This is a genomic window from Bradyrhizobium niftali, assembly GCF_004571025.1.
Lineage (GTDB): Bacteria > Pseudomonadota > Alphaproteobacteria > Rhizobiales > Xanthobacteraceae > Bradyrhizobium > Bradyrhizobium niftali.
In genome coordinates, this window is record NZ_SPQT01000012.1 from 173,669 (window position 1) to 186,546 (window position 12,878).

A 12,878-nucleotide genomic window follows, 5' to 3' on the forward strand; every position below is an offset into this window, starting at 1 on the left:
TTTGTTTGCGTCCCGGGGAAACGACATGACTTCTATTCGCGCGCTCGCTACGGGCGCATGTGCCGTCGCGCTCGCATCGCTGTGCGCGTTTGTCGCACCGTCTCAGGCGCAGACCTATCCGACGCGCGGCATCACCATGATCGTGCCGTTCGCGGCCGGCGGCCCGACCGACGTGATCTCGCGCATCGTCACCGCGCACATGGCGCAGACGCTGGGGCAGAGCATCGTCATCGAGAACGTGGTCGGCGCCGGCGGCACCACCGCGACCGCGCGGGCCGCGCGCGCGGCCAATGACGGCTATACGCTGATCACGGGGCATATGGGCACTCATGCCGCATCCGTGCCGCTCTATCCGAAGCTTGCCTATCATCCGGAGAAAGACTTCGAGCCGATCGCGCTGCTCGCGGGCACGCCGATCCTGATCCTCGCGCGCAAGGATTTTCCGCCGAAGGACCTGAAAGAGTTCGTCGCCTACGTGAAGGCCAATGCCGAGAAGGTGAACGCAGCGCATGCCGGCGTCGGCTCGGTCTCGCACGTGTCCTGCGAGCTCTTGCACTCCATCCTCGACATCAAGCCGGTCGGCGTGCCCTTCAACGGCACCGGCCCCGCGATGAACGCGCTGGTGGCGGGGCAGGTCGATTACATGTGCGACCAGATCGTCAACGCCGTGCCGCAGATCAACGCCGGCACCATCAAGGCCTATGCGATCGCAACGGTCGAGCGCAATCCGTCGCTGCCGAACGTGCCGACGACGACGGAAGCCGGCCTGCCTGCGTTCCAGGCCCAGGCCTGGAACGCGATGTTCGCCCCGAAGGGAACTTCGCCGGCGGTCGTGGCGAGCCTGAACGCCGCCGCCGTCAAGGCGCTCGACGACGGGACCGTGCGCAAGCGGCTGCTCGAGCTCGGCAGCGTCATCCCCGGTCCTGCGGACCGGACGCCGGAGGCGCTCGCCACCCTCGTCAAGAACGAGATCGCGAAGTGGACCCCGGTGCTCAAGCCGGCAAGTTAGGCAGCACTTTCAAGCCGATAGAGGAGGGGCGGGACGTGGGTTCCGCCCCTTGCCGTTTGCACCGGAAACGCTCACTTTTTCCGGGTATAATCGGTGCAGGCAGCGAATCGCCGCTGTCGCAGCGCGGGAGTGGCCGCTAAGTTCGCCGCCTCCCCAAAGGCTGTATGGCACATGCACCAGTATCAGGACCTGCTCGAGCGGATTCTTTCAGACGGCGCCGAGAAGACCGACCGGACCGGCACCGGCACGCTCTCGGTGTTCGGCCATCAGATGCGCTTCAATCTGTCGGCCGGCTTCCCGATGCTGACCACCAAGCGGCTGCCGCTGAAGGCGATCGTGCACGAGCTGTTGTGGTTCCTGAAGGGCGACACCAACATCAAATATCTGCGCGACAACGGCGTCACCATCTGGGACGAGTGGGCGGACGCCAATGGCGATCTCGGCCCGGTCTATGGTCATCAGTGGCGCTCGTGGCCGGCGCCGGACGGACGCAGCATCGACCAGATCGCCAACGTCGTCGATATGATCAAGCGCAATCCGGATTCGCGGCGCCTGATCGTCTCGGCCTGGAATCCGGCCGAGGTGGACAAGATGGCGCTGCCGCCGTGCCACTGCCTGTTCCAGTTCTATGTCGCCAACGGCAAGCTGTCGTGCCAGCTCTATCAGCGCTCGGCCGACGTGTTCCTCGGCGTGCCCTTCAACATCGCCTCCTATGCGCTGCTGACCATGATGGTGGCGCAGGTCACGGGCCTGAAGCCCGGCGACTTCGTGCATTCGTTCGGCGACACCCATCTCTATTCCAACCATCTGGAGCAGGCGAAGCTCCAGCTCACGCGCGCGCCGCGTGCGCTGCCGGTGATGCGGATCAACCCCGACGTGAAGGACATCTTCTCCTTCCGCTTCGAGGATTTCGAGCTCGTCGGTTACGATCCGCATCCGCACATCAAGGCGGAAGTCGCGGTCTGACGCAGATGTCGCTCAACATCCGCCGCGTGCGTCCGGGTGAGGCCGGGCTCGTTCTTTCCTTCATCCGCGAGCTCGCCGAATACGAAAAGCTCTCGCACGAGGTCGAGGCGACCGAGGCTGACATCGCGGACGCGCTGTTCGGCGACAGACCGCAGCTCTATTGCGCGATCGCCGAGTGGAACGGCGAGGCGGTCGGCTTTGCGGTCTGGTTCGCCAATTTCTCCACCTTCAGCGGCCGTCACGGCATCTATCTCGAAGATCTGTATGTGCGGCCGTCGCATCGGGGCAAGGGTCTCGGCAAGGCGCTGCTGGTCTATCTCGCAAAGGAGTGCGTCGAGAATGGCTGGTCGCGCCTGCAATGGGCGGTGCTCGACTGGAACGCGCCGTCGATCGCGTTCTACAAGTCGCTCGGTGCCGTCATGATGGACGACTGGACGCTGTGCCGCGTCGCCGGTCCTGCGCTGACGCGGCTTGCCGGGAGCGAGACCTGATGGAGATCGTCTTCGTCGTCGCGATTGCGGAGAACGGCGTCATCGGCGCTGGCGGCGCGATCCCGTGGCGGCAGAAATCCGACATGGCGCGCTTCAAGGCGCTGACGATCGGCAAGCCCGTGATCATGGGCCGCAAGACCTTCGAATCCCTGCGCCGACCGCTTCCGGGCCGCACCAACATCGTGATCACGCGCGATGCGGCCTATCGCGCCGCCGGTGCCGTCGTCACGACATCGGCCTTGGATGCGGAGGCGGTTGCGCGCGGAGATGCACTGCGGCGTTCGGTCACCGAGATCGCGGTGATCGGCGGCGCCGAGATCTATCGGCAATGGCTGGATCGTGCCGATCGCCTCGAAATCACCGAAGTGCATGCGCGCCCCGAAGGCGACACGCATTTCGGCATCGACACGGCAAAATGGGAGGAGACGGCGCGCATCCGTCATCCTGCCGGACCGGACGACAGCGCCGATTTCTCCTATGTGACATATCGTCGGCGGCCGCACCATTAACCGCATTCGCCAATGTTAACATTGACTTTTCCGCCCCCGGGCTTAGCTGCAAAGACAGCCCGGGTTGCGTTGTAAGGGACCTGCCTGTCCCCTATAAAGCCGGACCGGACAAAGCGGGCGGGGGCAATTTGACCCTGCCGAGGAGAGCGTCGAATGCCGTGGAAGAATCAGGGCGGTGGCCCATGGGGCTCGGGTCCAAAGGGACCATGGGGCTCAGGCCCGCAACCGGTCGGGCCGAGGCCGCCGGATCTGGAAGACCTTCTGCGGCGTGGCCAGGACCGCCTCCAGCAGATCATGCCGGGTGGCTATTTCTCCGGCGTCGGCATCACGCTGATCATCCTGATCATCGTCGCGTTCTGGCTGCTGTCGGGCTTCTTCCGCGTGCAGTCCGAAGAGCGCGGCGTCGTGCTGCGCTTCGGCAAGCATGTCCGCACCGTGGATCCGGGCCTGAATTATCATCTGCCCTATCCGATCGAGACAGTGCTGCTGCCCAAGGCGCTGCGCGTCAACACCATCTCCATCGGCATGACGCTGATCGACGATCCGGCGCGGCGCGGCCGCTCCATTCGCGACGTGCCGGAAGAGAGCCTGATGCTCACCGGTGACGAGAACATCGTCGACGTCGATTTCACCGTGCTGTGGCGCATCAAGCCCGACACCGCCGGGGTCGGCGACTTCCTCTTCAACATCCAGAACCCCGAAGGCACCGTGAAGGCAGTCGCCGAGAGCGCGATGCGCGAGGTGATCGGCCGCTCGCAGATCCAGCCGATCCTCACCGGCGCACGCAACGTCACCGAACAGGGCGTGCAGGAACTGATCCAGAAGACTCTGGACAGCTACGGCGCCGGCATTCAGATCAGCCAGGTGCAGATGCAGAAGGTCGATCCGCCGGCGCAGGTGATCGACGCCTTCCGCGACGTGCAGGCGGCGCGCGCCAATCTCGAGCAGCTGCAGAACGAAGCACAGACCTACGCCAACCAGGTGGTGCCGCAGGCGCGCGGACGTGCGGCGCAGATCATGCAGGCCGCCGAAGGCTACAAGGAGCAGGCGGTTGCCGAGGCCAAGGGCCAGAGCTCGCGCTTCCTGAAGGTTTACGAGGAATACAAGAAGGCGCCCGACGTGACGCGTGAACGGATCTACCTGGAGACGATGGAGCGCGTGCTCGGCGGCGCGGACAAGCTCGTCTATGACGGCGGCCCCTCGGGCCAGGGCGTCGTGCCCTATCTGCCGCTCGGCGAATTGACGACGAAGCGGCCTCCTGCCGCCGGTCAGCAAACGGGCGGAGGCAGCCGATGAGGTCTCCGGTCACAGGTATCGTCACCCTCCTCGGGCTCCTGCTCGTCGTGATCGTCGGCTACATGTCGCTGTTCACGGTGCAGCAGACCGAGCAGACCATCGTGCTTCAGTTCGGCAAGCCCGTCGACGTCGTCACCGATCCCGGCCTGCACTTCAAGGCGCCGTGGAACTCGGTGATCAACATCGACAAGCGGATCCTCGATCTGGAGAACCCGTCGCAGGAAGCGATCGCATCCGACCAGAAGCGGCTCGTGGTGGACGCCTTCGCGCGCTATCGCATCAAGGATGCGCTGCGCTTCTATCAGAGCGTCGGTTCAATCCAGGCCGCCAACATCCAGCTCACCACGCTTCTGAACGCGGCGCTGCGCCGCGTGCTCGGCGAGGTCACCTTCATCAACGTGGTGCGGGACGACCGCGAGAAGCTGATGCTGCGCATCCGCGACCAGCTCGATCGCGAGGCCGACGGTTACGGTATCCAGGTCGTCGACGTCCGGATACGGCGCGCCGACCTGCCGGAGCAGAACAGCCAGGCGGTCTACCAGCGCATGAAGACGGAACGCGAGCGGGAAGCCGCCGAGTTCCGGGCGCAGGGCGGCCAGAAGGCACAGGAGATCCGTTCCAAGGCCGACCGCGAGGCGACCGTGATCGAGGCGGAAGCCAGGTCGCTGGCCGAGCAGACCCGCGGCGTCGGCGACGCCGAGCGCAACCGCCTGTTCGCGGAAGCCTACGGCAAGGATGCCGACTTCTTCGCCTTCTACCGGTCGATGACGGCCTACGAGAACGGGCTGAAGTCGAATGACACCCGCTTCCTGCTGCGGCCGGACTCGGATTTCTTCCGGTTCTTTGGTAACCCGTCCGGCAAGGCGGCGACCGCGACGGCAAAGCCGTAAGCCTGACAAGGGCGGCAGATCTGGCCGCCCTTCGTCCAGAAGAACAGCATAACGGGAGGTTCCAATCCGATGAGGTCCATTGCGTTCGCCGACTTCCTCATCGGCTTAGGCATCCTGTTCGTGCTGGAAGGCTTGATGTTCGCGGCAAGTCCGAACTGGATGCGCAAGGCCATGAAGAGCGCCATCGCCACGCCGGACAACATCCTGCGGGTGGTCGGGATCGGTTCGGCCGTGGCCGGCCTGATCCTGATCTGGGTGATGCGGCGCCCGATCTAGACCTCGCGCCAACGCCAAAGTGAAGGCAAGGAACCGGTTTTCGCCGTATTATGCGGGTCTTGAGGCCCGTGAAGCTCCGCGCTTGCGCCGTGCCCCCGTTCGAGCGCAGTCTTGGCGCCGAATCCCTTTCTCTGGAGATCACTATGACCGCTGCCATCATTGCCCCGTCCCGCTTGCGCCATCGTGCGCGACTTGGCGTGAGAATTGGGCTGGCCGCGCTCGCCGTCAGTGCTTTCGGCGCGTTCGGCACGCCGGCTCATGCGCGCGGACCGGAGGGCATCGCCGACGTCGCCGAGAAGGTGATCGACGCGGTCGTCAATATCTCGACCTCGCAGACCGTCGAAGCCAAGGGCGGCGGCAGCAACACCATGCCGCAACTGCCACCCGGCTCGCCCTTCGAGGAGTTCTTCGACGACTTCTTCAAGAACCGCAGGGGTCCCGGTGGTCCCGGCGGCGGCGGCAAGGGCGGCGACAACGGCCCGCCCCGCAAGACCAACTCGCTCGGCTCCGGCTTCATCATCGACACGTCAGGCGTCGTCGTCACCAACAACCACGTCATTGCGGACGCCGACGAGATCAACGTCATCCTCAACGACGGCACCAAGATCAAGGCCGAGCTGGTCGGCGTCGACAAGAAGACCGACCTCGCCGTATTGAAGTTCAAGCCGACGAAGCCGCTGGTCGCGGTGAAGTTCGGCGACTCCGACAAGCTGCGGCTCGGCGACTGGGTGGTCGCGATCGGCAACCCCTTTAGCTTAGGGGGCACGGTGACGGCCGGCATCGTCTCGGCCAAGAACCGCGACATCTCCTCGGGTCCCTATGATAGCTACATCCAGACCGACGCGGCCATCAACCGCGGCAATTCCGGCGGTCCGCTGTTCAATCTCGATGGCGACGTCATCGGCGTCAACACGCTGATCATCTCGCCCTCCGGCGGCTCGATCGGCATCGGCTTCGCCGTGCCGTCGAAGACGGTCGTGGGCGTGGTCGACCAGCTCCGCCAGTTCGGCGAACTGCGCCGCGGCTGGCTGGGGGTGCGCATCCAGAGCGTCACCGACGAGATCGCCGAGAGCCTCAACATCAAGCCGCCGCGCGGCGCGCTGGTTGCAGGCGTCGACGACAAGGGCCCGGCCAAGCCCGCCGGCATCGAGCCCGGCGACGTCGTGGTCAAGTTCGACGGCAAGGACGTCAAGGATCCGAAGGATCTCTCCCGCGTCGTCGCCGACACGGCGGTCGGCAAGGAAGTCGACGTCATCATCATCCGCAAGGGCGAGGAGCAGACCAAGAAGGTCACGCTCGGACGCCTCCAGGATCCCGACAAGGTACAGGCCGCGGTGAAGACCGACGAGCCCCCGCCCGAGAAGCTGGTGACGCAGAAGGCGCTCGGCCTCGATCTTGCCACGCTGAACAAGGACCTGCGCACGCGCTACAAGATCAAGGACAGCGTCAAGGGCGTGGTCGTCACCAATGTCGACGCCAATTCCGATGCTGCCGAGAAGCGCCTGTCCGCCGGCGACGTCATCGTCGAGGTGGCGCAGGAGGCCGTCTCCAGCGGCGCCGACATCCAGAAGCGGGTCGACCAGCTCAAGAAGGACGGCAAGAAATCGGTGCTGTTGCTGGTCTCCAACGCCGACGGCGAGCTGCGGTTTGTTGCGCTGAGCGTGCAGTAAGGGCGGTCGCTCTCGACCGCGCGCTCAACTGTCATGTCCCGCGAAAGCGGGGCATCCAGTACGCCGCGGCTTCTCCGTATACGTCGCCGTCTCTGGAATACTGGATCACCCGCCTTCGCGGGTGATGACGGCGGAGGGGAGGCTAAGCCTCCACAAACTCCTCGCGCCGATACCCCTGCGCATAGAGCAGCGCGGTGAGATCGCCATGGTCGATCCGTGCCGCGGCGGCGGCCGCCACCGCCGGCTTGGCGTGATAGGCCACGCCCAGTCCCGCCGCCTGGATCATCGCCAGATCGTTGGCGCCGTCGCCGACCACGACCGAGTCGATGTCGTCGAGATCGAACGACTCCATCAGATCCACCAGTGTCGCGAGCTTGGCCGCGCGGCCCAAAATCGGCTCCTTGACCTCGCCGGTGAACTTGCCGTCGCGCACGATCAGTTCGTTGGCGCGGTTCTCCTGGAAGCCGATCCGGGCGGCGACCGCGCTCGTGAACAGCGTGAAGCCGCCGGAGACGAGGCAGGTATAGGCGCCGTGCGCCCGCATGGTCGCGACCAGCGCGCGGCCGCCCGGGGTCAGCGTGATGCGCTTTTTCAGCACCTCGTCGACGACACTGGCGGGCAGGTCCTTCAAGAGCGCAACGCGCTCGCGCAGCGCCGGCTCGAACTCGATCTCGCCGCGCATCGCGCGCTCGGTGATGGCGGCGACATGGGCCTTCATCCCGACGAGATCGGCGAGCTCGTCGATGCATTCCTGGCCGATCATGGTGGAATCCATGTCGGCGAGAAAAAGCTTCTTGCGCCGGGCGCCGGCAGGCTGCACGACGATGTCGATCGGCAGGTCGCCGCGAAGCTCGCGCAACCGCTGTTCGATGGCGTGACGGTCGCCTTCGAGGTTACTGTCGGCGCCGAAGGGAATGTCGACCGCAACCCCGTCGAACAGCCAGTGCGCCGGCGCCGCCTGAGGCAGCACGGCGCGGGCGCCGTCGACGATGGTAGAGTCGAGCGCGGGACTATCGGGATTGCAGATCAGCGTGGCGACGAGGGACATTTGAGGTTTTCGTGAGCGAGGGGCAAGTCGGCAGAAGGCCTATTGGCAAGGCCGTGCTTATCGCAGGCCCGACCGCCAGCGGCAAGTCGGCGCTGGCGCTCGAGCTGGCGCTCGCCACCGGCGGCGTCGTCATCAATGCCGATTCCATGCAGGTCTACCGCGACCTGCGCATCATTACGGCGCGCCCGACACGGGCAGACGAGGCGCTCGTGCCGCATCGCCTCTACGGTCACGTCGATGCCGCCGTGAATTTCTCGGCCGGCGCCTGGGTGAACGATGCGGCGACGGCGCTCGAAGGGGCGAGAGCCGAAGGCCGCCTGCCGATCTTCGTCGGCGGTACCGGGCTCTATTTCAAGGCGCTGACCGCGGGCCTCTCGGTGGTGCCGCCGATCCCCGCTGAGGTGCGCGAAGACGTGCGCGCGCGGCTGGAGCGGAACGGTGTCGAGGCGCTGCATGCGGAACTCGCGGCCCGCGATCCGCGTGCGGCCGAGCGATTGAATCTGCGCGACCGCACCCGCATCGCACGCGCGCTCGAAGTGGTCGAGGCGACCGGGCGCTCGCTGCTCGACTGGCACCAGGAGGGGCAGCCGCCGCTGTTGCCGCAGGACAGTTTTCGCGCGGTGTTCCTCGCTCCCGAGCGCGAGGAGCTCTATGCCCGCATCGATGCCCGCTTCGACGCCATGCTTGGCGCCGGCGCCTTGAGGGAGGTCGAGCGCCTCGCCGCCCGAAAGCTCGATCCCTTGCTACCGGCGATGAAGGCCCACGGCGTGCCGGCCCTGATCCGGCATTTGCGCGGTGAGCTCAGCCTGGACGAGGCGGCCACGATCGGCCGCACCGATACCCGCCATTACGCCAAGCGCCAGTACACCTGGTTCCGGCACCAATTGCCGGAGTTCGAATGGGTGAAGCTGGAGGAGGCGAGGGGCTGGCTAGCGGCGACCGTGAACGCGGCGCAGGACCCCGACTGACGTGCTTTTGTGCCGGGTTCCCGAATTTACCCCTCGCCGAACCCCGGGAACACCGCTACACTGCCAAAATCGCGCGGGAACGGCCGCATTGCCTTGACATCCAGGCTTTGGCCGCTATGTTTCGCGCAACCTTTGGGAAGCCGGGCGCCTGCCATGCGTAACATTATTACCAAACTCCTTATCGCCGTCGTACCCAGGCACACCGCCGGGGATGGCTAGCTGCCATCCACATGACAGGCGGTGTGCATGGGCCCTCTTCGGGGCCTTTTTTATTTCCTGAACCCGACACGAACGAAGCCGCTGGCAACAGCGCATCCGGAGCAAGCCAATGACCGACAAGAGCCACGATCCGAACCAGATGACCGGCGCCGCGATGATCGTCCGCGCGCTCATCGATCACGGCGTGACCGACATTTTCGGCTATCCCGGCGGCGCGGTGCTTCCGATCTATGACGAGATCTTCCAGCAGAGCGAGGTCCAGCACATCCTGGTCCGGCACGAGCAGGGCGCGGGCCACGCCGCCGAGGGCTATGCGCGCTCGACCGGCAAGCCGGGCGTTGCGCTGGTGACCTCCGGTCCCGGCGCCACCAACATGGTGACGCCGCTGACCGACGCGCTGATGGACTCGATCCCGCTGGTCTGCATCTCCGGCCAGGTGCCGACGCATCTGATCGGCAACGACGCGTTCCAGGAATGCGACACGGTCGGCATCACGCGTCCCTGCACCAAGCACAACTGGCTGGTGCGCGACGTCAACGATCTCGCGAAAGTGCTGCACGAAGCGTTCTACGTTGCGACCACGGGCCGTCCGGGCCCGGTGCTGGTCGACGTGCCCAAGGACGTGCAGTTCGCGACCGGCACCTATCATCCGCCGCGCAAGTCCGACGTGCACCGCTCCTACGCGCCGCGCGTGAAGGGGGATGCGACGCAGATCCGCAAGGCCGTCTCGCTGCTCGCGAACGCCAAGCGTCCCGTGATCTACAGCGGCGGCGGCGTGATCAATTCCGGCCCTGAAGCGACCAAGCTGCTGCGCGAGCTGGTCGAGGTCACCGGTTTTCCGATCACCTCCACGCTGATGGGCCTCGGCGCGTACCCGGCGTCGGGCAAGAACTGGCTCGGCATGCTCGGCATGCACGGCACCTATGAGGCCAACATGACGATGCATGATTGCGACGTCATGCTGTGCGTCGGCGCGCGCTTCGACGACCGCATCACCGGCCGTGTCGATGCGTTCTCGCCGGGCTCGAAGAAGATCCACATCGACATCGACCCGTCATCGATCAACAAGAACATCCGGGTCGACGTGCCGATCATCGGCGATTGCGGCAACATCCTCGGCGACATCCTCCAGGTGTTCAAGGCGGAGTCGAAGAAGCCCGACATCAAGGCGTGGTGGCAGCAGATCGCGCAGTGGCGCGCCCGCAACTCGCTCTATTACAGGAAGAGCAACGACGTCATCCTGCCGCAGCACGCGATCCAGAGCCTGTTCGAGGCGACGCGGGGCCGGGATACCTACATCACGACCGAGGTCGGCCAGCACCAGATGTGGGCGGCGCAGTTCTACGGCTTCGAGGAACCGCATCGCTGGATGACATCAGGCGGGCTCGGCACCATGGGCTACGGCCTGCCCGCGGCGGTCGGCGTGCAGGTGGCGCACCCGGACAGCCTCGTCATCGACATCGCCGGCGATGCCTCGGTGCAGATGACGATCCAGGAGATGTCGACGGCGGTCCAGTACGAACTGCCGATCAAGATCTTCATCCTCAACAACCAGTACATGGGTATGGTGCGGCAGTGGCAGCAGCTGCTGCACGGCAACCGCCTGTCGCACTCCTACTCGGAGGCGCTGCCGGATTTCGTCAAGCTCGCGGAAGCCTATGGCGGCGTCGGCATCCAGGTGCACAAGCCTTCAGATCTCGACGGCGCCATCCAGGAGATGATCTCGGTCAAGCGTCCGGTGCTGTTCGACTGCCGCGTCGCGGCGCTCGAAAACTGCTTCCCGATGATCCCCTCCGGCAAGGCGCACAACGAGATGCTGTTGCCGGAGCAGGCGAACGACGAGGCGACGGCCAAGGCGTTCGCGGGCGGCAAGGCGCTGGTGTGACGTCATGTTCGACCTGACGGAACTCGAGCGCGCACACGACATCGTGCGGCAGGCGGTGCCGGCCACGCCGGCGCATGCCTGGCCGCTGCTCGCTGAGCGCCTCGGCACCGGCGTTGTCGTCAAGCACGAAAACCACACGCCGATCGGGGCCTTCAAGGTGCGCGGCGGTCTCGTCTATCTCGATCGGCTCAAGCGTGAGCGGCCGAAGACGCCGGGCATCATCTCGGCGACGCGCGGCAATCACGGCCAGAGCCTCGCGTTCGCCGCGAGCCGCCACGGCGTGCCCGCCGTGATCTACGTGCCCCGCGGCAACTCGGTCGAGAAGAACCGCGCCATGAAGGCGTTCGGCGCCGAGCTCGTCGAGCATGGCGAGGACTTTCAGGCGGCCGCGGAAGAGGCCCAGCGGCGCGCCCAATTTACCGGCCTGCACATGGTGCCGTCGTTCCATCCGGATCTCGTGCTCGGCGTCGCCACCTATGCGCTCGAACTGTTCCGGACGGCGCCAGATCTCGATGTTCTCTATGTGCCGATCGGGCAGGGCTCCGGAATCTCCGGCTGCATCATGGCACGCGACCTCCTGGGCCTGAAGACCGAGATCGTCGGCGTGCAGTCGACCGAAGCGCCGTCCTATGCGCTGTCGTTCGCGGCCGGCAAGATCGTGACCACCGAGACCAGCAACACGCTTGCCGACGGCATGGCGACGCGCATTCCCGACGCGGACGCGCTGGCCCTGATCCGCAAGGGCGCCTCGCGCATCGTGCAGGTGAGCGACGACGAGGTCGCCGCGGCGATCCGCGCCTACTGGACCGACACGCACAATCTCGCCGAAGGCGCCGGTGCCGCCGCGCTCGCTGCGGCGCTTCAGGAAAAGACAAAACTGTCAGGCAAGCGCGTCGGTCTCGTGCTGTCCGGCGGCAATATCGATTTCGATCTGTTCAAGCGATGGGTGGTCGCATGATTGCGCGAGCGCTCGCCAATTGCACCACCGTATCGTCCGGCTTGACCGGACGATCCAGTACGCCGCGGCAGATGTGAGACTCACTATGCCGGTGACTACTGGATGCCTCGCCTTCGCGGGGCATGACAAGAAAGAATAGAGGGGACGACAATGAACCAGCCCGCATCCGCCTATTTCATCGAGGATCGCCACGATCCCAACGAGACGCATACGCTTTCGGTGCTCGTGCAGAACGAGCCCGGCGTGCTCGCGCGCGTCATCGGCCTGTTCTCCGGGCGCGGCTACAACATCGAGAGCCTCACGGTCTCGGAGACCGAGGCGCAGAAGCATCTGTCGCGCATCACCATCGTCACCACCGGCACGCCGATGGTGATCGAGCAGATCAAGCACCAGCTCGACCGCATGATCCCGGTCTACCGCGTCGTCGACATGACCCAGACGAAGCGCTCGATCGAGCGCGAACTTGCGATGGTGAAGGTGCGTGGGCAGGGCGAGCACCGGGTCGAGGCGCTCAGGCTGGCGGATGCGTTCCGCGCCCGCGTGATCGACGCCACCACCGAGAGCTTTGTGTTCGAGATCACAGGCAATACGGACAAGATCAATCAATATATCGATCTGATGCGCCCGCTCGGCCTTGTCGAGGTGTCGCGCACGGGCGTTGCCGCGATCGGCCGCGGGCCTGAAGGGATGTGA

The 12,878-nt window shown here is 65.5% G+C and carries 13 protein-coding genes; 12 read left to right on the forward strand and 1 reads right to left on the reverse strand.

What is annotated here, in order from left to right; genetic code table 11:
- Positions 1-25: 25 nt before the first annotated feature.
- From E4K65_RS21775 to E4K65_RS21810, 8 genes are all read left to right on the forward strand, one after another.
- Positions 26-1,009, forward strand: coding sequence for a tripartite tricarboxylate transporter substrate binding protein BugD (locus tag E4K65_RS21775; RefSeq protein ID WP_135175918.1), 984 nt, complete (start codon positions 26-28; stop codon positions 1,007-1,009).
- A gap of 171 nt (positions 1,010-1,180) precedes the next feature.
- Positions 1,181-1,975, forward strand: coding sequence for a thymidylate synthase (locus tag E4K65_RS21780; RefSeq protein ID WP_011089252.1), 795 nt, complete (start codon positions 1,181-1,183; stop codon positions 1,973-1,975).
- A gap of 5 nt (positions 1,976-1,980) precedes the next feature.
- A complete protein-coding gene (locus tag E4K65_RS21785) occupies positions 1,981-2,466 on the forward strand; it encodes a GNAT family N-acetyltransferase (RefSeq protein ID WP_135175919.1) in 486 nt (161 codons plus the stop codon).
- Positions 2,466-2,975, forward strand: a complete 510-nt coding sequence (locus E4K65_RS21790; protein WP_135175920.1) for a dihydrofolate reductase — start codon at positions 2,466-2,468, stop codon at positions 2,973-2,975. The genes E4K65_RS21785 and E4K65_RS21790 overlap by 1 nt, the downstream gene beginning before the upstream one ends.
- Before the next feature lie 153 nt (positions 2,976-3,128).
- On the forward strand, positions 3,129-4,271 hold the full coding sequence (gene hflK / locus E4K65_RS21795; protein WP_135175921.1) for an FtsH protease activity modulator HflK: 1,143 nt from the start codon (positions 3,129-3,131) through the stop codon (positions 4,269-4,271).
- Positions 4,268-5,161, forward strand: coding sequence for a protease modulator HflC (hflC, locus tag E4K65_RS21800; protein WP_135175922.1), 894 nt, complete (start codon positions 4,268-4,270; stop codon positions 5,159-5,161). Before hflK ends, hflC begins: the two co-directional genes overlap by 4 nt.
- Before the next feature lie 69 nt (positions 5,162-5,230).
- Positions 5,231-5,437 carry a DUF2065 domain-containing protein gene (locus tag E4K65_RS21805; RefSeq protein ID WP_027529575.1) on the forward strand — a complete coding sequence of 69 codons (207 nt, stop codon included), beginning with the start codon at positions 5,231-5,233 and terminating at the stop codon, positions 5,435-5,437.
- A gap of 143 nt (positions 5,438-5,580) precedes the next feature.
- Complete coding sequence (locus E4K65_RS21810) at positions 5,581-7,107, forward strand: Do family serine endopeptidase (protein WP_135175923.1); 1,527 nt, start codon at positions 5,581-5,583, stop codon at positions 7,105-7,107.
- A gap of 142 nt (positions 7,108-7,249) precedes the next feature.
- Here the strand turns inward: E4K65_RS21810 and serB are convergent, their stop codons facing one another.
- Positions 7,250-8,155 (reverse strand): phosphoserine phosphatase SerB, encoded by a 906-nt coding sequence (gene serB, locus E4K65_RS21815; RefSeq protein ID WP_135175924.1) that lies wholly within the window; start codon positions 8,153-8,155, stop codon positions 7,250-7,252.
- Positions 8,156-8,166: 11 nt separating this feature from the next.
- On the opposite strand from serB, the gene miaA reads away from it, so the two are divergent.
- The 4 genes from miaA to ilvN all read left to right on the forward strand — a co-directional run bounded on the left by miaA (position 8,167) and on the right by ilvN (position 12,878).
- Complete coding sequence (gene miaA, locus E4K65_RS21820) at positions 8,167-9,123, forward strand: tRNA (adenosine(37)-N6)-dimethylallyltransferase MiaA (protein WP_135175925.1); 957 nt, start codon at positions 8,167-8,169, stop codon at positions 9,121-9,123.
- Between the two features lie 328 nt (positions 9,124-9,451).
- Entirely contained in the window at positions 9,452-11,227 is a 1,776-nt protein-coding gene (locus E4K65_RS21825; RefSeq protein ID WP_135175926.1) for an acetolactate synthase 3 large subunit, read from the forward strand.
- Positions 11,228-11,231: 4 nt separating this feature from the next.
- Positions 11,232-12,185, forward strand: coding sequence for a threonine dehydratase (locus E4K65_RS21830; protein ID WP_135175927.1), 954 nt, complete (start codon positions 11,232-11,234; stop codon positions 12,183-12,185).
- 150 nt (positions 12,186-12,335) lie between these two features.
- On the forward strand, positions 12,336-12,878 hold the full coding sequence (gene ilvN, locus E4K65_RS21835) for an acetolactate synthase small subunit (protein WP_011089241.1): 543 nt from the start codon (positions 12,336-12,338) through the stop codon (positions 12,876-12,878).

Bases quoted from the DNA above. Each gene is read 5' to 3' on its own strand.
- E4K65_RS21790 (WP_135175920.1), top strand. From the start codon at position 2,466: ATGGAGATCGTCTTCGTCGTCGCGATTGCGGAGAACGGCGTCATCGGC.
- E4K65_RS21825 (WP_135175926.1), top strand. From the start codon at position 9,452: ATGACCGACAAGAGCCACGATCCGAACCAGATGACCGGCGCCGCGATG.
- hflK (WP_135175921.1), top strand. From the start codon at position 3,129: ATGCCGTGGAAGAATCAGGGCGGTGGCCCATGGGGCTCGGGTCCAAAG.
- serB (WP_135175924.1), bottom strand. From the start codon at position 8,155: ATGTCCCTCGTCGCCACGCTGATCTGCAATCCCGATAGTCCCGCGCTC.
- ilvN (WP_011089241.1), top strand. From the start codon at position 12,336: ATGAACCAGCCCGCATCCGCCTATTTCATCGAGGATCGCCACGATCCC.
- E4K65_RS21780 (WP_011089252.1), top strand. From the start codon at position 1,181: ATGCACCAGTATCAGGACCTGCTCGAGCGGATTCTTTCAGACGGCGCC.
- E4K65_RS21805 (WP_027529575.1), top strand. From the start codon at position 5,231: ATGAGGTCCATTGCGTTCGCCGACTTCCTCATCGGCTTAGGCATCCTG.
- E4K65_RS21810 (WP_135175923.1), top strand. From the start codon at position 5,581: ATGACCGCTGCCATCATTGCCCCGTCCCGCTTGCGCCATCGTGCGCGA.
- E4K65_RS21785 (WP_135175919.1), top strand. From the start codon at position 1,981: ATGTCGCTCAACATCCGCCGCGTGCGTCCGGGTGAGGCCGGGCTCGTT.
- hflC (WP_135175922.1), top strand. From the start codon at position 4,268: ATGAGGTCTCCGGTCACAGGTATCGTCACCCTCCTCGGGCTCCTGCTC.
- E4K65_RS21830 (WP_135175927.1), top strand. From the start codon at position 11,232: ATGTTCGACCTGACGGAACTCGAGCGCGCACACGACATCGTGCGGCAG.
- E4K65_RS21775 (WP_135175918.1), top strand. From the start codon at position 26: ATGACTTCTATTCGCGCGCTCGCTACGGGCGCATGTGCCGTCGCGCTC.